The 22154-nt window shown below is 74.0% G+C and carries 18 protein-coding genes; 6 read left to right on the top strand and 12 right to left on the bottom strand.

Features of this window, described 5'->3' with window-relative positions; genetic code table 11:
• Window positions 1-17 precede the first annotated feature (17 nt).
• From GEV43_RS43460 to GEV43_RS43445, 4 genes are all read right to left on the bottom strand, one after another.
• Entirely contained in the window at window positions 18-1253 is a 1236-nt protein-coding gene (locus GEV43_RS43460; RefSeq protein ID WP_164717278.1) for a lipase family protein, read from the bottom strand.
• 149 nt (window positions 1254-1402) lie between these two features.
• Window positions 1403-2476, bottom strand: coding sequence for an ABC transporter ATP-binding protein (locus tag GEV43_RS43455; protein ID WP_160826475.1), 1074 nt, complete (start codon window positions 2474-2476; stop codon window positions 1403-1405).
• On the bottom strand, window positions 2469-3251 hold the full coding sequence (locus tag GEV43_RS43450) for an ABC transporter permease (RefSeq protein ID WP_160826474.1): 783 nt from the start codon (window positions 3249-3251) through the stop codon (window positions 2469-2471). The genes GEV43_RS43455 and GEV43_RS43450 overlap by 8 nt, the downstream gene beginning before the upstream one ends.
• On the bottom strand, window positions 3248-4045 hold the full coding sequence (locus GEV43_RS43445; RefSeq protein ID WP_309240294.1) for an ABC transporter permease: 798 nt from the start codon (window positions 4043-4045) through the stop codon (window positions 3248-3250). Before GEV43_RS43445 ends, GEV43_RS43450 begins: the two co-directional genes overlap by 4 nt.
• Window positions 4046-4497: 452 nt before the next feature.
• Here GEV43_RS43445 and GEV43_RS43440 point away from each other — a divergent pair, with 452 nt between their 5' ends.
• The gene (locus GEV43_RS43440; RefSeq protein WP_160826473.1) at window positions 4498-5538 is read left to right on the top strand and encodes an ABC transporter substrate-binding protein; all 1041 of its coding nucleotides are present in this window, start codon (window positions 4498-4500) and stop codon (window positions 5536-5538) included.
• Between the two features lie 17 nt (window positions 5539-5555).
• Entirely contained in the window at window positions 5556-7805 is a 2250-nt protein-coding gene (locus GEV43_RS43435) for a N,N-dimethylformamidase beta subunit family domain-containing protein (RefSeq protein ID WP_160826472.1), read from the top strand.
• Window positions 7806-7874: 69 nt separating this feature from the next.
• Here GEV43_RS43435 and GEV43_RS43430 read toward each other — a convergent pair whose 3' ends face one another.
• The 6 genes from GEV43_RS43430 to GEV43_RS43405 all read right to left on the bottom strand — a co-directional run bounded on the left by GEV43_RS43430 (window position 7875) and on the right by GEV43_RS43405 (window position 14624).
• Window positions 7875-9089, bottom strand: coding sequence for an aminotransferase class III-fold pyridoxal phosphate-dependent enzyme (locus GEV43_RS43430; protein ID WP_160826471.1), 1215 nt, complete (start codon window positions 9087-9089; stop codon window positions 7875-7877).
• On the bottom strand, window positions 9086-10120 hold the full coding sequence (locus GEV43_RS43425; protein WP_160826470.1) for a transketolase family protein: 1035 nt from the start codon (window positions 10118-10120) through the stop codon (window positions 9086-9088). Before GEV43_RS43425 ends, GEV43_RS43430 begins: the two co-directional genes overlap by 4 nt.
• The gene (locus GEV43_RS43420) at window positions 10117-10932 is read right to left on the bottom strand and encodes a transketolase (protein ID WP_206681687.1); all 816 of its coding nucleotides are present in this window, start codon (window positions 10930-10932) and stop codon (window positions 10117-10119) included. Before GEV43_RS43420 ends, GEV43_RS43425 begins: the two co-directional genes overlap by 4 nt.
• An 82-nt stretch (window positions 10933-11014) precedes the next feature.
• Window positions 11015-12373 (bottom strand): aspartate aminotransferase family protein, encoded by a 1359-nt coding sequence (locus tag GEV43_RS43415; RefSeq protein ID WP_160826469.1) that lies wholly within the window; start codon window positions 12371-12373, stop codon window positions 11015-11017.
• A 71-nt stretch (window positions 12374-12444) separates the two neighbouring features.
• Window positions 12445-13368, bottom strand: a complete 924-nt coding sequence (locus GEV43_RS43410) for an IclR family transcriptional regulator (RefSeq protein ID WP_160826468.1) — start codon at window positions 13366-13368, stop codon at window positions 12445-12447.
• Between the two features lie 524 nt (window positions 13369-13892).
• On the bottom strand, window positions 13893-14624 hold the full coding sequence (locus tag GEV43_RS43405) for a hypothetical protein (RefSeq protein WP_160826467.1): 732 nt from the start codon (window positions 14622-14624) through the stop codon (window positions 13893-13895).
• A gap of 128 nt (window positions 14625-14752) precedes the next feature.
• Here GEV43_RS43405 and uvrA point away from each other — a divergent pair, with 128 nt between their 5' ends.
• Window positions 14753-17239 carry an excinuclease ABC subunit UvrA gene (uvrA, locus tag GEV43_RS43400; RefSeq protein WP_160826466.1) on the top strand — a complete coding sequence of 829 codons (2487 nt, stop codon included), beginning with the start codon at window positions 14753-14755 and terminating at the stop codon, window positions 17237-17239.
• A 90-nt stretch (window positions 17240-17329) separates the two neighbouring features.
• On the opposite strand, the gene GEV43_RS43395 is transcribed toward uvrA, so the two are convergent.
• Both GEV43_RS43395 and GEV43_RS43390 read right to left on the bottom strand, forming a co-directional pair.
• Window positions 17330-18253: a hypothetical protein gene (locus GEV43_RS43395; protein ID WP_160826465.1), complete on the bottom strand. Its 924-nt coding sequence runs from the start codon at window positions 18251-18253 to the stop codon at window positions 17330-17332.
• A 2-nt stretch (window positions 18254-18255) separates the two neighbouring features.
• The gene (locus GEV43_RS43390; protein ID WP_160826464.1) at window positions 18256-19026 is read right to left on the bottom strand and encodes a DUF4239 domain-containing protein; all 771 of its coding nucleotides are present in this window, start codon (window positions 19024-19026) and stop codon (window positions 18256-18258) included.
• Between the two features lie 233 nt (window positions 19027-19259).
• Here GEV43_RS43390 and GEV43_RS43385 point away from each other — a divergent pair, with 233 nt between their 5' ends.
• The 3 genes from GEV43_RS43385 to GEV43_RS43375 are packed head-to-tail and all read left to right on the top strand — an operon-like array spanning window position 19260 to window position 22098.
• The gene (locus GEV43_RS43385; RefSeq protein ID WP_160826463.1) at window positions 19260-20858 is read left to right on the top strand and encodes a lysine 5,6-aminomutase subunit alpha; all 1599 of its coding nucleotides are present in this window, start codon (window positions 19260-19262) and stop codon (window positions 20856-20858) included.
• Window positions 20855-21691 carry an OAM dimerization domain-containing protein gene (locus tag GEV43_RS43380; RefSeq protein WP_160826462.1) on the top strand — a complete coding sequence of 279 codons (837 nt, stop codon included), beginning with the start codon at window positions 20855-20857 and terminating at the stop codon, window positions 21689-21691. Before GEV43_RS43385 ends, GEV43_RS43380 begins: the two co-directional genes overlap by 4 nt.
• Complete coding sequence (locus GEV43_RS43375) at window positions 21688-22098, top strand: hotdog domain-containing protein (RefSeq protein WP_160826461.1); 411 nt, start codon at window positions 21688-21690, stop codon at window positions 22096-22098. Before GEV43_RS43380 ends, GEV43_RS43375 begins: the two co-directional genes overlap by 4 nt.
• The last annotated feature ends 56 nt before the right edge of the window (window positions 22099-22154 follow it).

Raw genomic sequence — 22154 nt, 5'->3', positions numbered from 1 at the left:
CGGCGGCGAGGCGGGGGTCAGGCGGAGCAGTTGCCCTGGACGGGCTTGCCGGCGAAGCGGTCGGCGAGGAACGTCGCGGAGTCCGGCTCGGCCCACAGGGCGCCGAGGAGGTGCTCGGCGAACGCGTAGGTCTTCCAGGTGATGTTCGCGCCCTTGGCGCACCAGTCCTTGTGCAGGGCGTCGGCCTGCTGCAACGGGATGATCTCGTCGAACACGGCCTGCGACTGGAAGACCGGCATGGACGGCGCGGTGCCGCCGAGCTTGTTCTCGGCCAGCCTCGCCTGCCAGTCGGGCTGGTCGAGCGGGTTCCTGGTGGTGAAGTCGCCGATCTTCTTGAAGGCGGTGCCGAACAGGGTGGAGACGCCGTCGAAGCTCAGCAGGCAGACGTCCTGGCTGCTCTTGAGCAGCTTCCTGCCCGCGTCGTTGAGGTAGCCGTCCAAGTTCAGCTCGGGGTACGCGGCGTCGTAGCCGACGGCCGCCATGTACATCAGGGCGGCGAACGGGCCCGTGTCCAGGTTCTTGGCCACCGCCAGGAGGTCGGCCGGGACGCCTCCCGCGGCGGCGCCCTTCACCTGGAGTTCCGGCGCGTACGACTGCGCGAGCTGGGCGGCCCATCCCGCCGACGTCCCGCCCTGCGAGTAGCCCCACAGGCCGACGGGGCCGCCGGTGCCGATCCCCGCGTCGCCCAGGCGTTCCGCGGCGCGGGCGACGTCCAGCACCGCCTTGCCCTGCGACCGGCCGACCTCGTAGGTGTGCTGGCCGGGGGTGCCGAGGCCCTCCATGTCGGTGACCGCGACCGACCAGCCGCGGCTGAGCGCGTCGGCGATGAACAGCTCCTCGTAGTCGAGCCCGAGCGCGAGGGTGTACGACGGCGCGCACGCGTCGCCGAGGCCGCGGGTGCCGACGGTGTACGAGACGAGGGGGCGCTTGCCCGGGCCCTTCCAGGGCTTGGTGGGGACGACCACCGTCCCGGACACCGCGATCGGGTCGCCCTTCGCCGACTCGGACCGGTAGAGGACCTGCCACGCCTTCGCGTCGCCGAACGACGGGTACGGCGACGGCCGCGACCTGATGACGTCGCCGGGCCCGCCCGCGGGCAGCGGGGACGGCGGCGTGTAGAAGGGGTCCTGGGCGGGCGGCTTGACCTCGGCGGGCGCGGCGTCGGCGGGGCCCTGGAGGGCCGCGGCCGACACGGCGAGGCCGGCGCAGGAGGCGAGTACCGTCCGCAGGACGCGTCTGACACGGGTGGACATCGTTCTGGCCCTTCGTCATCCCCCTGTGCCGTCCGGGTGACGACGTCCCGACCCTAGGATCGGCGCGCCCGGAGTCCCATAGGCGCGAACGCACATTCGGGACGCGGATTTGTGCCCGCGGCAACGGACGGCTCCGGGCGCGCCGGTCGTCAGGCGGGCACGAGGACGGCGTGGTCGGGTGACCAGTGGACGGTGACGCGGTCGCCGGGGGCGATGTCGGACAGGGCGCCGATGGCCTCGCGGACGCAGCCGGCGCCGCCGTTGCCGAAGCGGATCAGGACCTTGCGGAAGGCGCCCTGGTAGACGATGTCGGTGACGTCGGCCGAGACGGCGTTGTCGCCGGAGCCCGGCGCGCCGGAGAGGCGCAGGCGTTCGGGGCGGACGATCAGCGCGGCGCGGGAGCCGTCCGGGAGGTCGGTGGCGGGGGCCCGCAGGTCGAGGCCGTCGCCGGCGAGCCGGCCGCCGGACAGGGTGCCCTCGAAGGCGTTGGAGTCGCCGAGGAACGCCGCGACGAACCGGGTGGCGGGCCGTTCGTAGAGGTCGGAGGCGGTGCCGACCTGCTCGATGCGGCCCTCGTTGAACACCGCGATCCGGTCGGAGAGGGCGAGGGCCTCCTCCTGGTCGTGGGTGACGAAGATGACGGTGACGCCGAGCTCGCGGTGCAGCCGGGCGATCTCGATCTGGAGCTGCTCGCGCAGCTTCTTGTCCAGGGCGCCGAGCGGCTCGTCCATCAGCAGGACGCGGGGGTCGAACACGATGGCGCGGGCGAGGGCGACGCGCTGCTGCTGGCCGCCCGACAGCTTGCGGGGGAGCCGGTCGGCGTGGTCGCCGAGCCGGACGAGGTCCAGGGTGCGGGCGACGCGCTCGGCGATCTCGGCCTTCGGCAGCTTGCGGCGGCGCAGCGGGAACGCGACGTTCTGCGCGGCGGTCATGTGCGGGAACAGCGCGTACTGCTGGAAGACGACGCCGAGGTCGCGGCGGTGCGCGGGGAGGGCGGCGACGTCGCGGTCGCCGATGCGGATCTCGCCGCCGGTGACGCCCTCCAACCCGGCGATCATGTTGAGGGTGGTGGTCTTGCCGGAGCCGGACGGGCCGAGGAACGTCATGAACTCGCCGGGGCGCACGTCGAGGGACACCGCGTCCACGGCGGGCCGCGCGGCGCTCCCGAAGCGCTTGGTGAGGTCGCGGACGCGGACGCCGGCGCCGGGGGAGTGGTCAGGCATGGTCGGTGTTCCGCCTCAGCAGTTGGGGGAGAAGGATCAGCGCCGTGGTGATGGCCACGACGACGGTGGAGGCCGCCGCGATGGTCGGGTCGACCTCGTTGGTGACGCCGGAGAACATCCGCACCGGCAGCGTCTGGAGCTCGGGCGACTGGATGAACAGCGACACCACGACCTCGTCGAACGAGGTGACGAACGCGAAGACGGCGCCGGACGCGACGCCGGGCAGGATCAGCGGGAGCGTGACGTGCCGCAGCGTCGCCCAGGGGGTGGCGCCGAGGCTGGCCGCGGCGCGTTCGAGCCGGCGGTCGAACGTGCGCAGCGCGGAGGTGACCGTGACGATCACGTACGGGGTGGCGAGGACGGTGTGCGCGAGCACGAACCCGGCGGCCGTGCCGACCAGCCCCCAGCGCAGGAACGTCGCGTACACCGCGATCGCCACGATGATCGTCGGGACGACGATCGGGGCCATCAGCAGGCCGTTCAGCGCGCCCGCGCCCCGGAACCGCGACCGGACGAGCGCGAACGAGGCGGCGCTGCCGAGCGCGGTCGCGACGACGGTGACGATCAGCGCGAGCTGCGCGGAGTTGAACAGCGCGATCAGCCACCCCGAGTCGGTGAAGAACCGCTCGTAGTAGCGCAGCGACCAGCCCTTCGGCGGGAACGCGAAGCTCGCCCGGTCGGTGAACGACAGCGGGATCACGATCAGCGTCGGGACGACGAGCCAGACCGCGACGAGGGCGGTGACGGCGCGCAGCGGCCAGGACACCCTGCTCATCGGCGGTCCCCCTCGTCGGACATGCCGAGCGCGGCGCCGGGCCGGACGAAGCGGGCGACGAGCCCGAGCAGCGCGAGCGCCACGACGAGCAGGGTGAGCGACAGCGCGCCGCCGGCGCCGAAGTCCAGCACGTCCTGCACCTTGACGGCGATCAACTGGGCGATCATGGATTCCTTGGGCGAGCCGAGCAGCGCGGGGGTGACGTAGAAGCCGAGCGACAGGACCGCGACGAGGGTCGTCCCGGCGGCGACGCCCGGCAGGGTGAGCGGCAGGTAGACGCGCAGGAACGCGACGGCGGGGCGGGCGCCGAGGCTCAGCGCAGCGGGCACGAGGGCGCGGTCCACGTCGCGCATGGACGAGTAGAGGGGCAGCACCATGAACGGCAGCATCACCTGCGCCATCGCGATGGTGACGCCGGTCGCCGAGCCCGCGAGCCGCACGTCGCCGAGCCCGAGCGCGGCGAGCGCGTCGTTGACCGGGCCGCCCTTCTGGAGCAGGACGACCCAGGCGAACGTGCGGGCCATGAGGCTCGTCCAGAACGGCAGCAGGACGATCGTGGTGAGCACCGCGCGGGTGCGGGGCGGCACGACCGTCATGACGTAGGCGTAGGGGTAGGCGAACAGCAGGCAGACGGCGGTGACGACGAGCATCATCCGCAGCGTCCGCCAGATGACGGTGAGGCTGACGCCGTCGGTCAGCACGTCCCGGTAGTTGGCGAGGCCCGTCTCGGGCGTGGTGACGCTGAGCCAGGCCAGCCGCGCCATCGGCACGACGAACACGACGGCGACCACCACCAGGCCGGGCAGCAGCAGGGCGGCGCCCCTGCCGGACGGGCCGCGGCGGCGCCGTGCCGCCGGGGCGCCGCCGCGGCGTCGGGGGGCGGGCCGAGCGCGGTCGCTTCAGCCATCCGCATCTCACCTTTCATCCGGCTACCGCGAAGCACGCCGCAGCGTTTCATAATGCGATATACGCACCGTATTGCGATAAACGTAGGGTGGCGCTCGTCTCACCGCCATGTCAAGAGGCTCTCCGCGCGGCGGCCCCGAGGTGATCGTCCCGGCCGTCCGCGGGCGGGGCGTTCCGGTGATCTCGCAGGTGCGCGGGCCGGGCGGAGTCTTGACAGCGGGGAGCGCGGCCCAGCATTCTCGAACCGTTCCGTTATACGGGGAAGATTCCGCGATACGGAACGCACGGTGCGGCCCGCCGCCACCGGCAACCCCTGGGCATCCTCTGGGAGGGACGAAGCGTGACATCCGACATCCGCCGCCGGGGCCGGTGGCTGGCCGCGGGGCTGTGCGCGCCGCTGCTCGCCTCCGCCTGCACCCTCGCCAGCGCCGAGAACCCCGTGGTCTTCGCCGGCACCGGCGGCAGCATGAACGAGGCGCTGCGCACCGCCGCGTTCGAGCCGCTGCGCGAGCGCGAGGGCGTCACGGTCCTGGACGACTCGCCGAACAACGAGGCCAAGCTGAAGGCCATGGTCGACTCCGGGCACCCGACCTGGGACGTGTTCTACTCCAGCCCGTACCGGTCGATCGCGATGTGCGGCAAGCTCTTCGAGAAGATCGACTACTCGGTGGTGGACCGGTCCGCGCTCGACCCGTCCACCGTCAGCCCGTGCGGCGTGCCGTTCATCAAGTCGGCCTTCCTGCTGGTCTACAACCGGAAGAAGTACGGCGACCGCCCGCCGCGGTCGTGGGCCGACTACTACGACACCCGCCGCTTCCCCGGCCGGCGCGGGATCATGAACTACGCCAAGGACGCCGGGATGGAGACGGCCCTGCTCGCCGACGGCGTCCGCCCCGACCGGCTCTACCCGCTCGACTACGCGCGCGCGTTCCGCAAGCTCGACACCATCCGCGAGGACCTGACGTTCTTCACGACCGGCGCCCAGCAGACCCAGGCGCTGGAGACCGGGCAGATCGACATGATGCTCGCCTGGCCCGGCCGCGCCTACGACGCCAAGCGCAACGGCGCCGACCTCGGCGTGACCTGGAACGGCGCGCTGCGCTACTCCGACACCCTCAGCGTCGTGAAGGGCTCCAAGCACAAGGACCGCGCGATGCGGCTCATCAACCAGATCGTCAGCGCCCCGGCGCAGACCGCCCTCGCCCAGGCCCTGCCGTACACGCCCGCCAACACCGCCGCCAGACCCGCCCCGACCCCGCTGCTGCGCGAGTTCATGCCGAGCTACCACACCGGCGGGACGGTCGTCTCCCGCGACAACGGCTGGTGGGCGCGCAACCTCGACGAGGCCACCCGGCAGTGGACCACCTGGGCCAACTCGTAGCACCGTAAGGAGACCACGTGAAGATCGTCGGCTATGCCGACCGGCTGTCCGCCGCCCCCGGCGACGTCGTCGAGTTCAAGATCAGCACCACCCTGCCGCGGTACCGCGCGCGGCTGGTCCGGCTCGTGCGCGGCGGCGCCCCCGGCCGCACCCACGACATGGTCGAACGGGCCGTCCCGTCCGCGCTCGACGGCGCCTACCCCGGCCGCGAGCAGACCGCGCGCGCCGGATCGTACGCGCGGGCCGCACTGCCCGAGCCGGTACCCGCGGACGGCTTCGGCGCCGCGGCCTGGATCTGGCCGACGCTGCCCGGACTCGACCGGCCGCAGGCGGTCCTCACGGCGTCCGCGCCCGGCGGCCGGTCGTTCTCGCTCGCGCTGACCCGCGACGGGCTCGCCCTCCTCGGCCCCGGCGGCGACGTCCTCGCCGCGACGGGCACCGCCCCGCGCGAACGCGAGTGGTGCTTCGCGGCGGCCGGGTACGACCCGTCCACCGGCGAGGCCGTCCTCCTCCAGGCGCCGCGCCGCGGACCGGCCGCCGAGACGCGCGTCCGGCTCACCGCCGCCGTCCCCGCGCCCGCGCCGGTCACCGAGGTGCTGGCCGCCGCGGCGCCCGGAGGCGGCGCGCCGTTCAACGGGAAGATCTCCCACCCCGCCCTGCTGACCCGCGCGCCGTCCCGCGACGAGGCCGAACGGCTCCGCGCCGGCGGCGACCCCGCCGCGGTCCTCGGGGACGCGCTGCTCGCCGCCTGGGACTTCTCCCGCGACCAGCACTCCGTCCGCGTCCCCGGGCGCGGGCCGCGCCCCGTCACCGCGACGCTGGTCAACATGCCGACCCGCGCCATGACCGGCCCGCACTGGACGGGCCGCGAGATGGACTTCCGGGCCGCGCCCGAGGAGTTCTCCGCGATCCACTTCCACGACGACGACCTCGCCGACGCCGGCTGGGACACCGACCTGCGCTTCACCGTCCCGGACGACCTGCCGAGCGGCGTCTACGCCCTGCACGTCCGCGCGGACGGCTCCGGGCCGGACGCCGAGGACGGACCGGAGGAGCGGACGGAGGACCGGATCCCGTTTGTCGTGCGCGAGGCGCCCGAGGCGGGCCCCGCGCCCGTGCTGCTCGTCCTGCCGACCTGGACGTACCTGGCGTACGCGAACTGGCGCACCTACGTCGAGCTGCGCGAGCAGCGCAGGGAGATGTACGGCGAGGACCGCGCCCCCGACCCGGTGGACGAGTTCCTCGTCGAGCACCCCGAGTACGGCCGGTCCCTGTACGACCACCACTCCGACGGCAGCGGCGTCGCGTACTCCTCCCGGCTGCGCCCGATCCCCAACATGCGGCCCACCTACTTCACCCCGACCACCAAGGGCCTGCGCCACTTCGCCGCCGACCTCTACATCGTGCACTGGCTGGAGGCGCTGGGCGTCCGGTACGCCGTCGCCACCGACGACGACGTGCACGAGCGCGGCGCCGAGCTGCTGAACCGGCACCGCGTCGTGCTCACCGGCACCCACCCCGAGTACCTGTCGGGCGCGATGCTCGACGCGTACGAGGAGCACACCTGGTCCGGCGGGCGGCTGATGTACCTCGGCGGCAACGGGTTCTACTGGGTGACCGGCCGCCACGCCGAGGCCCCGCACGTCGTGGAGATCCGGCGCGGCAACGCGGGCGTGCGCGTGTGGGACTCCGACCCCGGCGAGGTGCACCTGAGCACCACCGGCGAGCCGGGCGGCCTGTGGCGGTACCGGGGCCGCGCCCCGCAGCGCGTCGCCGGCGTCGGGTTCACCGCGCAGGGCTTCGACAAGGCGTCCCCCTACCGCCGTACGGACGACTCGCGCGACCCGGCCGTGGCGTGGGTGTTCGACGGCGTGGACGCCGACGAGTTCGGCGCGGTCGGACTCGGCCTCGGCGGCGCCGCCGGCGACGAGATCGACCGCGCCGACCCGCTGCTCGGCACCCCCGGCGACGCGTGGATCCTGGCGGGCTCGTTCGGCCACTCCGAGAAGATCGTGCTCGCGCCGGACGAGCTGACCCGCAAGGTGTCGGGGGCGGCGGCGCCCGCGTTCGGCGACCCGAAGGTCCGCTCCGACGTGGTCCTGCTGCGCCGTCCCGGCGGGGGAGCGGTGTTCTCCGTCGGGTCGATCGCCTGGATGAGCGCGGTCGCCTACGACGACTGCGACAACGACACCGCCCGCATCACCGGCAACGTCCTGCGGGCGTTCATCGACAAGGACGACCCCGTCCCGCCCCGCGACCCGCGCTGACCGCCACGGAAAAGGAGGCGCCCCCTGGTGGGGGGCGCCTCCTTTCGCGGTCGGTGCGCGGTCCTCGGGTCAGCGGCGGGCGAGCGCGGCGAACGCGTCGTCGGTGCGCTCCAACGCGTCGTCGATGTCGGCGTCGCCGTGCGCGGCGCTCATGAACCAGTTGTGCCACGGGTGCAGGTACACGCCGCGGCGGGCCGCCTCGTCCGTCCACGCCCGCGTGAGCGCGAAGTCCTCGTCGCCCGCGAAGCGCAGCACCGGCATCTGCACCGGCCCCGTCTGGACGACCTCGAAGCCGTGCGCGCGCGCCTGGGCGTCCAGGCCCGCGCGCAGCCGCGTCCCGGCGCGCTCGATGCGCGCCAGCGCGTCGGTGTCGCGCAGCTCGGTGATCGTCGCGATCGCCGCCGCCATCGCGGCCGCCGAGTACCAGAACGACCCGGTGGTGTAGATCCGCTCGGCGCCCGCCCGGAAGCGGTCCGAGCCGGTCACGGCGGCCAAGGCGTGCCCGTTCGCGATGGCCTTCGACCACGCCGACAGGTCGGGGCGGATCCCGAGCGGCTCCCAGCTCCCCGCCAGGTCCAGCCGGAACCCGGCGCGCACGTCGTCCAGGACCAGCGCGGCGCCCGTCGCGTCGCACAGCTCCCGCACCCCCTTGGCGAACGCCGGGTCGGGCGGTTCCTGGTCGCGCCGCAGGTCGTGCCGGAACGGGCACACCACGACCGCCGCCAGGTCGTCGCCGGCGTCGGCGACGGCGGCGCGCAGCGAGTCCAGGTCGTTGTACTCGAAGTGCCGCAGGTGCGCGCGGTCCTCGGGCAGCACGCCCGCGTCGCGCGGCGTGCACCACGGCGCCGCCCCGTGGTACGCGCCGCGCGCGGTCAGCACGCGGCGCCTCCCGGTCGCGGCGCGCGCGATCGTCACGCACGTGGTCGTCGCGTCGGTGCCGTTCTTGGCGAGCATCGCCCAGTCGGCGTGCGCGACCGTGCCCACCAGCAGCTCGGCCAGCTCGACCATCGGCGGCGACCCGCCGTTCAGGCAGTCGCCGAGCGCCTGCTGCGCCGCGACGGCCTCCTGCACGCGCGGGTGCCGGTGGCCGAGCACGATCGGCCCCCACCCGCACATGAAGTCCAGGAACGTGCGGCCGTCCACGTCGGTGATCCGGCAGCCGTCGCCGCCCGCCATGAACTGCGGGTGCGCGTCGCCGAACGCCCGCACGTCCATGTGCCCGTACATCCCGCCGGGGATGACGGCCTCGGCCCGGCCGCGCAGTTCGGCGTCGATCGTCGTCATCCGAGGACCTCCCTGGCGACGGCCGCGATCCCGGCGGCGTCCAGACGGTAGTGGGCGTACAGCGCGGCGGGCGGCCCGACCGGGACGTACTCGTCGGGGACGCCGTGCCTGCGGAACGGTACCCGCGGCGCGCCCGACTCCAGCAGCGTCTCGGCGACCGCCGTGCCGAGCCCGCCGGTCACGTTGTGCTCCTCCACGGTCAGCACCGCGCCGGTCTCGCGGGCCGCCGCGACGACCTCCTCGCGGTCCAGCGGCGCGATCGTGTGCATGTCCACGACGCGCGCCGCGATCCCGTCGGCGGCGAGCGCCTCGGCGGCGTCCAGGGACGGCCGGACCTCCGTGCCCGTCGCGATGATCGTCAGGTCGGCGCCCTCGCGCAGCCGCACCGCCCGGCCGATCTCCAGCTCCGGGACCTCCGGGTACACCTCCGGGTCGCGGCCCCGGCCGAGCCGGATGTACATCGCGCCGGGGCGGTCCATCGACAGCCGCAGCAGCGCCCGCAGGTGGTTGGCGTCGGTCGCGCACACCACCGTCAGGTCCGCCATGGTCCGCAGGATGCCGAGGTCCTCCAGCGCGTGGTGGCTGGTGCCGTAGAACCCCATCGACATGCCGGCGTGGTGCCCGACGACCCGTACCGGCATCTTCGGGTACGCGCAGTCGGTGCGGATCTGCTCGTAGCACAGCAGCGCCGAGAACGACGCGAACGTCGCCGCGAACGGCACCAGCCCCGTCGAGGCCAGCCCGGCCGCGGCGGTCACCATGTTCTTCTCGGCGATGCCGAGGTTGTAGAAGCGGCCGGGGTGCCGCTCGGCGAAGTCGCCCGCCCGGTTGGAGCGCGCGAGGTCGGCGGTCAGCACGACCACCCGCTCGTCGCGGTCGGCGATGTCGGCCAGCTCCTCGCCGAACACGAACGCCGGGATCGCCCGCGTGTCCGTCCCGTCGAACGACTTGGCGTCCTTCAGCGAGGTGACGCCGCTCGCCGTCCCCCGGAAGATCTCCGCCTGGTCCTGCGCGTCGAATCCCGCGGTCATCGCGCCGCCCCTTCCGTCCCGGCCGCCGCGGGCTCGACCGGGCGCAGCCCGGCGGCCAGCTCGGCGACCACGTCGTCGTAGTCCTGGCCGACGAGGTTGCCCACGTGCCAGTCGGCGCTGTACTCCATCCGGCGGACGCCGCGGCCCTTGACCGTGTCCGCCACGATCACCGTCGGCGGCCCGTCCGGCTCGTCGGGCAGCGCGCCGAACGCGTCGAGCAGCGCGTCGAGGTCGTGGCCGTCCACGCGCCGCGTCCGCCAGCCGAACGCCGCGAAGCGGTCCTCGATCGGCTCGACGCCCATGATGTCGTCGGTCAGCCCGTCGATGCACAGCCGGTTGCGGTCCACCAGCGCGACCAGCCGCCCGAGCCGGTAGTGCCCGGCCGCCATCGCGGCCTCCCAGATCTGCCCCTCGTGCAGCTCGCCGTCGCCGAGCATGCACCACGTCCGGTACGGCAGCCCCGCGCGGTGCCCGGCGAGCGCCATCCCGAGCGCGACCGACAGGCCGTGCCCGAGCGACCCGGAGCTGAAGTCGATCCCGGGGATCCGCTTCATGTCCGGGTGGTCGCCGAACGGGCTGCCGAGCCGGGTGTAGGTGTCCAGGTCGGACGCCGGGAAGAAGCCGACGTCGGCCAGCAGCGGGTACAGGCCGATCGCCGCGTGGCCCTTGCTCAGCACGAACCGGTCGCGTCCGGGCAGGTCGGGGCGGGACGGGTCGTAGCGCAGCGCCGCGTAGTACAGCGCCGCGAACATCTCCGCCGCGGAGAACGCCGCGGTGTAGTGGCCGGCGCCCGCGATCCGCGACAGCCGCACCGTCTCCAGCCGGACGAACCGCGCCCGCTCGGTGAGGCGGCCGACCAGTTCGGCGCGCCCGGCCGTGCCGGGGGTGGGATGGTCATCCTTCGAGCTCCTCCATCGTCGCCGTGTGGGCCTCGGCGAGCACGTCGCCGAGATGCGTCAGCTCCGCCTCGGACACGACGAACGGCGGCGCGAGCGCCACCGTCCCGCCGTCCGCGAGGGGCCGTACGATCAGTCCGAGCCGCCGGCAGTGCCCGGCGAACCGCGCCGCCGCGCCCGTCTCCGGCGGGTACGGCTCGCCGGTCGCCACGTCCTTCACCAGCTCCACGCCGCCGATCAGCCCGAACGTCCGGACGTCGCCGACGCCGGGCCGGCCCTCCAGCCGCCGCAGCCGCGCGGCGAACAGCGGCGCGAGCTCCGCGACCCGTTCGACCAGCCGCTCGTTCTCCAGCGCGTCGAGGGTGGCGAGCGCGGCGGCGCAGGACGGCGGGTGCCCGTCCCAGGTGTTGCCGGTCGGGAACTCGGCGCCGGCGGTGTCGCGGCCGGTGACGGCCTCGTAGACCGCGTCGGTGGTGACGGTCGCGGCGAGCGGCATGTAGCCGCCGGTCAGGCCCTTGGCCATCAGCAGCACGTCCGGGACGACCCCGAAGTGGTCGACCGCGAACCAGCGGCCCGTGCGCCCGAGGCCGGTCATCACCTCGTCGGCGACCAGCAGCACCTCGTGCCGGTCGCACAGCTCGCGCAGCCGCCGCAGGTAGCCGTCCGGCGGCGGGATCACCCCGCCCGACCCCATGACGGGCTCGACGATCACCGCGGCGATCCGGTCGCGGCCCTCCCGTTCGACCAGCGTCTCCAGCTCGTCCGCGCAGGCCAGCGTGCAGGACGCGGGGCGCGGGCCCGCGCAGGACCGGCAGCGGTACGGGTGCGGCGCGCCGATCCGCCGAACGCCGGGCAGCGTCGGCTCGAACGGCAGCCGGTTGGCCGCGATGCCCTGGAGGCTCGTCCCGCCGTACGCGGTGCCGTGGTACGCGCGGTCCCGCGTCACGATGATCGTCTTGTCGGTCCGGCCGCGGGCCCGCCAGTACAGCCGCGCCAGCTTCATCGCGGTCTCGACGGCCTGCGCGCCCTGGAGCGACAGGAACACCCGGTTCAGCCCGCCGGGCGACAGCGCGGCGATCCTCTCCGCGAGCCGCGCCGCCGTCGGGTGCCCCTGCCCGAACAGCGACGCCGACGGCAGCGTCTCCAGCTGCCGGTGGATCGCCGCGACGATGTCGGCGCGGCCGTAGCCGAGGTTGACCGACCACAGCCCGGAGAACCCGTCGAGCAGCCTGCGCCCGTCGAGGTCGGTCACCCAGGCGCCGTCGCCGGAGGCCACCATCCGGGCCGGGTCGTGGTCCCGCTGCCGGGTGAACGGATGCCACAGGTGCGCCGCGTCGGCCGCCACCACATCGCTCATAAGATTTCACAATCCGAAACGGAATCTGTAATACGGAACAGGATGAGGATGTAACGCCCCGACAACCCGTGTCAAGTGACGCCGAAACCGCCACCGCCCGCACACGCGCAGCGCGCGGCGGCCCATGCCGGGCCGCCGCGCGCGAAGCGTCGGGAACGTGTGTCGGTGTGCGTCGGAAGCGAAGGAGGGGAGCGGGGGAGGGGGTGCGGGTCAGGGGCGGGGCGGTGGCCCATCGCGGCGGACGCCTCGTCCGCCGCCGCCGCGACCGCGTCCAGGACGTCCGTCTCGGCCTCGTCGGCGATGTGCGCGGCCATCCCGCTCAGGCTGAGCGCCGCCACGACACGTCCGGTGTGGTCGCGCACCGGCGCGCCGAACGCCTTGACCCCCGGGACCACGTCGTCGCGGCTCACCGCGCGGCCCGCCGCGCGGATCCGGGTGATCTCCGGCCACAGCTCCGTCGCCGTCGCCGGCGTGTCGGGGGTGTTGCGCTCCAGCGGGCGGGCCAGGTAGGCGTCGACCTCCGCGTCCGGCAGGGCCGCGAGCAGCACGCGCGGCGCCGCGCCGATGTGCAGGGGCAGCGCCCCGCCGAGGCGCAGGAAGTGCGTCGAGGCGTACCGGCCGTCCAGCCGCTCCACGCAGACCGCCTCGCCGTCGCGCGGCACGCACAGGAACACGGTCTCGCCCGTCGTGCGGTGCAGGCCCTCCATCGCGGGCAGCGAACGCTCCCGGACGTCCAGGTGCCGGGCCATCGCGCTGCCGACCCGGAACACCCCGATCCCGAGCCGGTAGCTGCCGGGCGCCGCGCGCTCGACGAACGTCCCGCCGACGAGGGTGTTGAGGATCCGGTGGCAGGTGCTCTTGTTGAGCCCGAGCCGCGCCGAGATCTCGTTCAGCGGCACCGGCCCCTCGGACTCGGCCAGCAGTTCCAGGACGGCCATGGCCTTGGTGAGCACGCGGACCGAGTCCGGCTGGCCCTTCGGCTTGTCGGCGTCCATGGCCCGACCACCCCGGCTTCCCGTTCGATCCCGCTCGTCCGCACCGTCGTGTTTCAGCATACGGAACCTGAACCGTATAACGGAAGCGCCGTGCGGATGGCGGGAACGGGCGGGAACGGGGGCGGGCCCCGGGGACTGCCCATGCCCCGGGGCCCTGGGTCTCCCGCTCGACTGCACACGCCGGCGGCTTTTAAGGGAACGGATCAGTCGTCATGTCGCCGCGTCTTTCCTTTAGACCACCGCCGCACGAAGAGCGGCGAGCCAGAATTGAACTGGCATCTCGGCGAACCCCGCCCGTTCCCGTTCGATCCGGCGATGAACGGAAGGAATGCTGAATCTGGAGCGAGAGCCTGAAGTTGACCCGGCCCGCCTCTACCTGCTTGGGCTATCCGGGCCCGAATGCCCGGAGGAGGATTCGAACCTCCACTGACGGCCGTTGAATCAGACTGAGCCTCATCCTCAGCTTCACGCCCCGTGAATCCTGTGGGGCGCGCCCCCGCGCTCCAGCGGGGGAGTTCGTGGGTTCAGGAGAAAAGGTACGCGAACACCGCTTCGCCCACATGCCGTTCGGGCGCCTCGGCCGCGTTCGCCTCCTCCCTGGCGTACTTGACCGCCGACTGGAGCTTCTCGACGCGGTCGCGCAGCTCGTTGACGCGCCGCGCGGGCAGCGCCCCGGAGAACGCCACCTTGGTCCAGGTGCCGACGATGACGTCCTCGGTGTAGGTCTCGACCTGCGCCGGGTGCTTGTCGGTCGCCTCGTACAGCACGTGCGCCCGCGGGATCTTCTTGGTCCGCGCGGTCTCGACCGCTTCGGTCCGCCACACGTCCTGGCCCTCGTCGTAGGACCACGACTCGGCGGCGTCCAGCACGGGCAGCTTGCCGACCAGCGTGTGCAGGTCGGTGAGCTGCTTCTCCAGGAACAGCAGGTACGTCACGGGGACCGACTCCACGATCGTGCGGCCGTCGACCACCACGTCCGCCCGCGCCTCGCGGTTGGCCCAGTCCTTGGTCGCGACCACGTCGAACAGCCGGGTCAGCGCCTTCGCGGCGTCGCGCAGCGCGTCCTCCGCCTTCACCTGCACCTTGGTCGACTCGGGCGGCAGCGTCTCGCCCTCCTCGTCCTTCGGCCGGTACGTCCGCGAGATGCCCGACAGCAGCGCGGGCTTCTGGAGGGCGTGGTAAATGTCGGTCAGCTCGCGCTGGCTGCGCGTCTTGGCGCCCTTCTCCACCGCGATGATCTGATTGAGCCTGGCCATCGGCGACCTCCCCGTGATCGAACAGAGGAAACCGTACTGTCCCCGGCCCCACACCGCATTCCGAATTTCCAACGCCGAACCGGACACCGGGCGCGGAACGGCGCGTGACGGTCTGTAATGATCGGAACATGCAGCCCGACCACCCAGCCGGACCGCCCGCCGAACGGCCCGCCCGACCGCCCGCCGAGCCGTTCGCCGGATCGCCCGACGGACCGTTCGCCGAGCCGTTCGCGCAGGGGGCCTCCGACCCGTACGTCCGGGTGCGCGGCGCGCGCGAGCACAACCTGCGCGGCGTCGACACCGCGATCCCCCGCGACGCGCTCGTGGCGTTCACCGGCGTGTCCGGGTCGGGGAAGTCGTCGCTGGCGTTCGGCACCCTGTACGCCGAGGCGCAGCGCCGCTACCTGGAGTCCGTCGCCCCCTACGCGCGGCGGCTGCTGCACCAGGTCGCCGCGCCCGCCGTCGACGAGATCACCGGCCTGCCGCCCGCGGTCGCCCTCGAACAGCGCCGCTCCGTCCCCTCCTCGCGATCGTCCGTCGGAACGGTCACCACCCTGTCCAACTCGCTGCGGATGCTCATGTCCCGCGCGGGCGACCACCCGCCCGGCGCCGAACGGCTCGACTCCGACGCGTTCTCGCCCAACACCGCCGCCGGCGCGTGCCCGCGCTGCCACGGCCTCGGCGAGGTCCACGAGGTGACCGAGGAGTCCCTGGTGCCCGACCCGTCGCTGAGCATCCGCGACGGCGCGATCGCGTCCTGGCCCGGCGCCTGGCAGGGCAAGAACCTGCGCGACGTCCTCGACGCGCTCGGCTACGACATCGACCGGCCCTGGCGCGACCTGCCGCGGGAGCAGCGCGACTGGATCCTGTTCACCGACGAGCAGCCGGTCGTGACCGTCCACCCCGTCCGCGAGGCGCACCGCATCCACCGGCCCTACCAGGGCACCTACTCCAGCGCCCGGCGCCTGGTGCTGCGCACCTACGCCGAGAGCAGGAGCGAGCCGGCCCGCCGCCGCGCCGCCGGATACCTGGTCAGCGGCGTCTGCCCGCTGTGCGGCGGGCGCCGGCTGCGGCCCGAGGCCCTCGCCGTCACGTTCGCCGGGCGCGACATCGCCGAGCTGGCCGCCCTGCCGCTGTCCGAGCTCGGCGCCGTCCTGCGCCCGTTCACCGGCGGCGACGGCCCGGCCGGGGCGCTGGCGCGCGACCTGACCGCCCGCGTCGCCGTCCTCACCGAGCTCGGGCTCGGCTACCTGAGCGTCTCGCGCGCCGCCCCCACCCTCTCGTCCGGCGAGCTCCAGCGGCTGCGGCTCGCGACCCAGCTCCGCTCCGGCCTGTTCGGCGTCGTGTACGTGCTGGACGAGCCGTCCGCCGGGCTCCACCCCGCCGACACCGAGTCGCTGATGGAGGTCCTCGAACGGCTCAAGGCCGCGGGCAACACCGTCTTCCTCATCGAGCACGACATGGAGATCGTCCGCCGCGCCGACTGGATCGTGGACGTCGGCCCCGCCGCGGGCGCCGCCGGCGGCCGCGTCCTGCACAGCGGCCCCGTGCCGGGCCTGCGCGACGTCCCGGAGTCGGTCACGCGCCGCCACCTCTTCGGCGAGGTCCCGCGCCCCGCGCGCACCCCCCGCGAACCCGCCGGATGGCTCCGCCTGCGCGGCGTCACCCGCCACAACCTGCGCGGGCTGGACGCCGACGTGCCGCTCGGCGCGTTCACCGCCGTCACCGGCGTCTCCGGCTCAGGCAAGTCCACCCTGGTCGACGTCCTCGCCGAACGAGCCGCCGCCGACGACGGCCGACAGGACGAGCCATCGGACGGCGGGGAGGCCCGCGTCGAACGGGTCGTACGCGTCGACCAGCGGCCGATCGGACGCACGCCCCGCTCGAACCTGGCCACCTACACCGGGCTGTTCGACGCCGTGCGCAAGCTCTTCGCCGCGACGGACGAGGCCAGGGCGCGCGGGTACGGGGCGTCGCGGTTCTCGTTCAACGTGCCCGGCGGGCGCTGCGAGCACTGCCAGGGCGAGGGCCACATCAGCGTCGAGCTGCTGTTCCTGCCGACCACGTACGCGGTGTGCGACGTCTGCCACGGCGCCCGCTACAACCCCGAGACGCTGGAGGTCGCCTACCGGGGCGCGAGCATCGCCGACGTGCTCGGCATGACCGTGGACGAGGCCGCAGCGTTCCTGGACGACGTGCCCCCGGCGGCCCGCCCGCTCGGCACGTTGCGCCAGGTCGGGCTCGGCTACCTGCGGCTCGGGCAGCCCGCGACCGAGCTGTCGGGCGGCGAGGCGCAGCGCGTCAAGCTCGCCGCCGAGCTCCAGCGCGCCCGCCGGGGCCGCACCCTCTACCTCCTCGACGAGCCGACGACCGGGCTGCACCCCGCCGACTCCGACCTGCTGATGCGCCAGCTCCACACGCTGGTGGACGGCGGCGCGACCGTCGTCGTCGTGGAGCACGACCTGGACGTCGTGGCCGCCGCCGACCACGTCATCGACCTCGGACCGGGCGGCGGCGACGAGGGCGGACGCGTCGTCGCGCGGGGCACCCCGGCCGAGGTCGCCGCCGCGCCCGGCAGCCGCACCGCCCCGTACCTCAAGGGCCGCCTGCGGTGAACGCCGTCCGCCCGCCCGCCGGCCGTTCAGCCGACGGACGGGCGGCCGGCGGGCGGGCGGACGGCGGGCGGGCGGACGGCGCGCCGCTGGTCAGCGGCCGAACGCGATGGCCGTCCCAGCGCTCACCACGACCGCCACCACGACGAGGACGAGCGTGGTGCCGAGCGGGTCGCGGCGCTCCGGCAGCGGCTTCGCCGCGTGCGCCCGCGTGTGCGGGGTGGCCTTCGGCCGGGGACGCGGCTTCGGTTTCGGTTTCGGTTTCGGTTTCGGAGGGACGGGTGGGGGAGCGGGCACCGCCGCCGGGGGTTTCGCGGCGGGCGGAGGCTGCGGCCGGGGCGGGGCCGGCGGCGGCTGAACGGGCGGAACCTGCGGCGGCCTCGGAGGCTTGGGCGGAACGATGTGCGGAGGCTTGGGGGGCTTGGGCGGGACGATGTGCGGCGGTTTCGGAGGCACCGGGTGCGGCGGCTTCGGAGGCTTCGGAGGAACGGGATGCGGCGGCTTCGGCGGGACGGGCGGCTCGGGCTTGGGCGGCACCGGGACGGGCGGCGGCGGATGCCCGGGCCGTGCCCTCGACCGGCAGGCGGAGCCCGTACCGCCCAGTTCGACGTCCACGCTGAGGACGGAGCCGACGCCGAGGCACAGGCCCACCCCGCCCACCGCGCCGGAACGGGGCCCGGCCCTCTCGGCCGCCCCCGCCCCGGCACCCGTCCCCGCCGTCAGCGCGATGCCCGGCCGCGGTGACGCCCGGTCGCCCCGCCGCTCGCCCCGCGGCACGGCCCCGCGTTCAGGCCCGGCCGCGGGCGGAGCGGGCGCGTCCTGCGGCCTGACCACCGGCGTACGCCCCGAGGCGGCGCCGGACGAGGCGCCGGGCGGAGCTCCGGACGAGGCACGGCGCGGTTCGGGGGCCGGCGCGGAGGTGGACATCGCGAGGACGGCGGTCGGCAGGGCCAGCGCCCCCGCGAGGAACCCGGCGGCGACGAGCGGGACGGTGCGCCGCCTCGGGATGCGGCGCACGGTCAGCCACCCCCGGAGATGCGCCGCAGCTCGGCCTGGACGCCGTCGAACGCGTCCGGATGGACCGCGAGGGCCCCGGAGAACACGTGCGAGATGTCGATCGTCAGGTACGTGCCCGCGGCCAGCAGCGCCGCCATCAGCGCCAGCGGGATCAGCGCCATGCCGCGCGGCCGCGCCCCCGCCAGGAACGGCAGCAGCACCACGACGACGCCGGTCAGGATCGTCACCCAGAGCAGCGCGGACGGCGGCGTCACCCGGGCGTCCATCGCGCGCTGGTGCCGCGCGGCCGAGATCTCGGTCAGGTGGTCGAGGACGGACGCGCGCGCGTCCTTGGCCTCGTCCTTGTCGCCGGGGTCCACCGCGATCACCTCGCGGCGCATCCGGTCGATCCGCGCCCAGCCCTCCGAGCTGAGGTCGCCGTGCCGCATCCTCGGCCACTCGGTCTCGCGGACGAGCCGCACGTAGTCGCGCAGCCCCTGCTGCGTTCGGGTCGAGGCGGGCGCGGGCAGGCGCGACGCCGACCAGAACGCCTCCACGACGGCCTGGCTCTCGGAGTAGGTGTTGGAACGGGCCGAGTCGGCGTTGGTCCACGGCACCACGACCGCGATCGCGAACGCCAGCAGGAACAGCGCCGACAGCATCGCGCCGGTGTGCGCGGCGGTCGGGCCGTCCGGTTCGCCGTCGTCGGTCGCCTGCCTGAGCCGGCGCATCATGACGCTCGCGACCAGCACCACTCCGACCGCGCACGCGGCGGCCAGCAGATAGAGGAGCATGGCCCTCCCTTCGACTCGTTCGTGACGAGACGTGATTCTAGTTTTACTTACAGTGATCAACGGTGGGTTTGCCGTGACTCGTCCGTGGGGCAGGCTGAAGGGAAAAGAGCGGCTGGATAGTTCTTGCGGTTCGCGGCTTCCATACCGGAAGATCTTCCGTAAGGAACTCGCTAAGACGGACGATTGTTCGCGATCGTCCGCCGCAGTGCGCACGAGGGTGAGGGGAGGCGGCAATGGCGCCGCAGGGGAAGCTCGATCTCGATCCGGAGGCGGTGCGCGCCGCCCGGCGGCTCGCCGCCCGGGCCGCCGAACCGGTCATCCGGATGGCCCGCACCCACACGACCGTCTCCGTCGAACGGGCCCTGCTGCGGCTCGCCGGCCTGACCGGCGCCGACGACGGCGGCCGGCCCTGGGTCAACCACCTCGCCGACGCGGTCCGCGACCAGGTCGGCCTGGAGGGCGGCGTCGCCCTGCCCGTCTGGGACGCGCTGCTGAACGGCCCGTACGGCACGCTGCGCGACCTGGCGGAGGCGACCGCGCGCGGGCGCGTCACGTTCCGGCACCCCGGCGGGGCCGACGCCGGGCACGCCCGCGACGCCGCCCGCGCCGCGGCGCGGGGCGGCATGGACCGCGTCGACCGGCGCCGCGCCGAGCGCGACCGGATGCTGCGCGAGGTCGGCGACCCGCCCCAGCCGTGGATCTACCTCATCGTCGCGACCGGCGACATCTACGAGGACATCCCGCAGGCGCAGGCCGCCGCCCGCGAGGGCGCCGACGTCGTCGCGGTGATCCGCTCGACCGGGCAGTCGCTGCTGGACTTCGTCCCCGAGGGCGCGACCCGCGAGGGCTACGCGGGCACCTACGCCACGCAGGAGAACTTCCGGCTGATGCGGTCGGCGCTGGACGACGTGTCGCGCGAGCTCGGCCGCTACGTCCGGCTGACCAACTACGCGTCCGGGCTGTGCATGCCGGAGATCGCGACGCTCGCCGGGCTGGAGCGCCTGGACATGATGCTGAACGACTGCATGTACGGGATCATCTTCCGCGACATCAACCCGCGCCGCACGTTCATCGACCAGCGGTTCTCCCGGCAGATCCACGCGCGCGCCGGGATCGTCATCAACACCGGCGAGGACAACTACCTCACCACCGCCGACGCGGTGGACGCCGCGCACACCGTGGTCGTCAGCCAGCTCCTGAACGAGCGGTTCGGGCACGAGGCGGGCCTCGCCGACGGGCAGCTCGGCCTCGGCCACGCCTTCGAGATCAACCCGTCGGTGCCGCAGTCGTTCCGCATGGAGCTCGCCCACGCCCAGCTCGTGCGGGAGCTGTTCCCGGACGCGCCGCTGAAGTACATGCCGCCGACCAAGCACATGACCGGCAACATCTTCGCCGGGTACCTCCTCGACGCGTTCTTCAACCTCGCCGGCGTCATGACCGGGCAGTCGATCATCCTGATCGGGATGATGACCGAGGGCATCCACACGCCGTGGCTGTCGGACCGCGACCTGGCCCTGGAGAACGTCCGCTACGTCCGCGACGCGTGCGGGTCCCTCGCCGAGGACTTCGTGCCGCGCCCCGACGGGTTCGTCGCCGAGCGCGCCCGGCGCGTCCTCGCCGAGTCGGTCGACCTCCTCGAACGCGTCGCCGACGACGGCCTGCTCGACGCCATCGCCCAGGGCACGTTCGGCGTGACGCGCCGCCCCGCCGACGGCGGCAAGGGCCTCGACGGCGTCGTCGAGCGCGCCGACGGCTACTTCAACCCCGCCATCGAGATCCTCGACAGCGAGGACCCGCACACCGCGCACGCGCAGGAGGAGGTGCCCGCATGACGATCCAGAGCCCAGCGGGGAACGCCGCGGCCCCGGCCGGCTCGGGCGAGGCGCCGGCCGAGCCCGCCGACACCCGCCAGGTCATCCGCCCGTACGGGGACACCACCGGCGACGGCATGGTCCAGATGTCGTTCACCCTGCCCGTCCCCGCGGGCAAGCGCGCCGAGGCCGCCGCGCTGCAACTCGCCGGGAAGATGGGCCTCGAACCCGCCAGCGTCGTGCACGCCAAGCCGATGGGCCCCGACTTCACGTTCTTCATCGTGTACGGGCGCGCGCAGCACCTCATCGACTACGCGAGCATCCCGGCGCCGCCCGAGCGCGAGTTCCCGCTGCTGAGCGCGAAGGAGGCCGACCTCGCGATCCGCGGCGCCCTCAACCGGCGGCTCGTCGTGGTCGGCGCCTGCATCGGCACCGACGCCCACACCGTCGGCATCGACGCCATCCTCAACGTCAAGGGCTTCGCCGGGGAGAAGGGGCTGGAGTACTACCGGGAGATCGAGGTGGTGAACATGGGCGCCCAGGTCACCGTCGCCGAGCTCGTCGAGCGCGCCAAGGAGCGCGACGCCGACGCCGTCCTGGTCTCCCAGGTCGTCACCCAGCGCAACGCGCACCTGCACAACACCAAGCAGATGGCCGCCGCGTTCCACGCCGAGTACCCGACCGCCGTCGCCGCCGGGATGGGCCGCCCCCTCCTGGTCGTCGGCGGCCCCCGCTTCGACACCGTGTCCGCCGAGGACCTCGGCGTCGACCGCATCTTCGGCAAGGGCACCACGCCCGCCGAGGTCGCGAGCTACCTGGTCCACGCCCTGCTGCCCCGTGAGGAGAACCGATGACCGACGCGCCCGCGGACCGCGACCCGCGCGAGGGCCTGACCGTCACCCACCGCCGCTACGTGCCGTACTCCCACGCCCACTACGCCGGGAACCTGGTGGACGGCGCGTACGTGCTCGTCGCGTTCGGCGACGTGGCGACGGAGGTCTGCGTGCGGACCGACGGCGACGAGGGGCTGTTCGCCTCGTACTCCGACGTGCAGTTCAAGGCGCCCGTCCGGGCCGGGGACGTCCTGGAGACGACCGCGAGGGTCGTCCGGGTGGGCCGGCGCAGCCGCACCCTGGAGTTCGAGGCGCGCGTGGTGTGCCGGGGACGTCCCGACAAGGGCGAGTCGTCCGCCGAGGTGCTCGCCGAGCCGATCGTGGCGGTCACCGCGACGGGAACGGTCGTGGTCCCGCCCGCCGAGTGAGCCCCGCCGGACGCCCCGGCGCGTGCGCGCGTTCGCCGCGCGGGCGTGCGCGAACG

The sequence above is a fragment of the Actinomadura sp. J1-007 genome (genome assembly GCF_009793335.1).
Taxonomy (GTDB): domain Bacteria; phylum Actinomycetota; class Actinomycetes; order Streptosporangiales; family Streptosporangiaceae; genus Spirillospora; species Spirillospora yumaensis.
Note: the sequence above shows the minus strand (reverse complement) of the source record. Positions and strands in the feature narration are given on the sequence as shown.

Coding starts and splice junctions, on each gene's coding strand:
- GEV43_RS43390 (WP_160826464.1), bottom strand. CDS start 19,026: ATGCTCCTCTATCTGCTGGCCGCCGCGTGCGCGGTCGGAGTGGTGCTG.
- GEV43_RS43455 (WP_160826475.1), bottom strand. CDS start 2,476: ATGCCTGACCACTCCCCCGGCGCCGGCGTCCGCGTCCGCGACCTCACC.
- GEV43_RS43415 (WP_160826469.1), bottom strand. CDS start 12,373: ATGAGCGATGTGGTGGCGGCCGACGCGGCGCACCTGTGGCATCCGTTC.
- GEV43_RS43380 (WP_160826462.1), top strand. CDS start 20,855: ATGACGATCCAGAGCCCAGCGGGGAACGCCGCGGCCCCGGCCGGCTCG.
- GEV43_RS43425 (WP_160826470.1), bottom strand. CDS start 10,120: ATGACCGCGGGATTCGACGCGCAGGACCAGGCGGAGATCTTCCGGGGG.
- GEV43_RS43375 (WP_160826461.1), top strand. CDS start 21,688: ATGACCGACGCGCCCGCGGACCGCGACCCGCGCGAGGGCCTGACCGTC.
- GEV43_RS43405 (WP_160826467.1), bottom strand. CDS start 14,624: ATGGCCAGGCTCAATCAGATCATCGCGGTGGAGAAGGGCGCCAAGACG.
- GEV43_RS43430 (WP_160826471.1), bottom strand. CDS start 9,089: ATGACGACGATCGACGCCGAACTGCGCGGCCGGGCCGAGGCCGTCATC.
- GEV43_RS43385 (WP_160826463.1), top strand. CDS start 19,260: ATGGCGCCGCAGGGGAAGCTCGATCTCGATCCGGAGGCGGTGCGCGCC.
- uvrA (WP_160826466.1), top strand. CDS start 14,753: ATGCAGCCCGACCACCCAGCCGGACCGCCCGCCGAACGGCCCGCCCGA.
- GEV43_RS43460 (WP_164717278.1), bottom strand. CDS start 1,253: ATGTCCACCCGTGTCAGACGCGTCCTGCGGACGGTACTCGCCTCCTGC.
- GEV43_RS43450 (WP_160826474.1), bottom strand. CDS start 3,251: ATGAGCAGGGTGTCCTGGCCGCTGCGCGCCGTCACCGCCCTCGTCGCG.
- GEV43_RS43410 (WP_160826468.1), bottom strand. CDS start 13,368: ATGGACGCCGACAAGCCGAAGGGCCAGCCGGACTCGGTCCGCGTGCTC.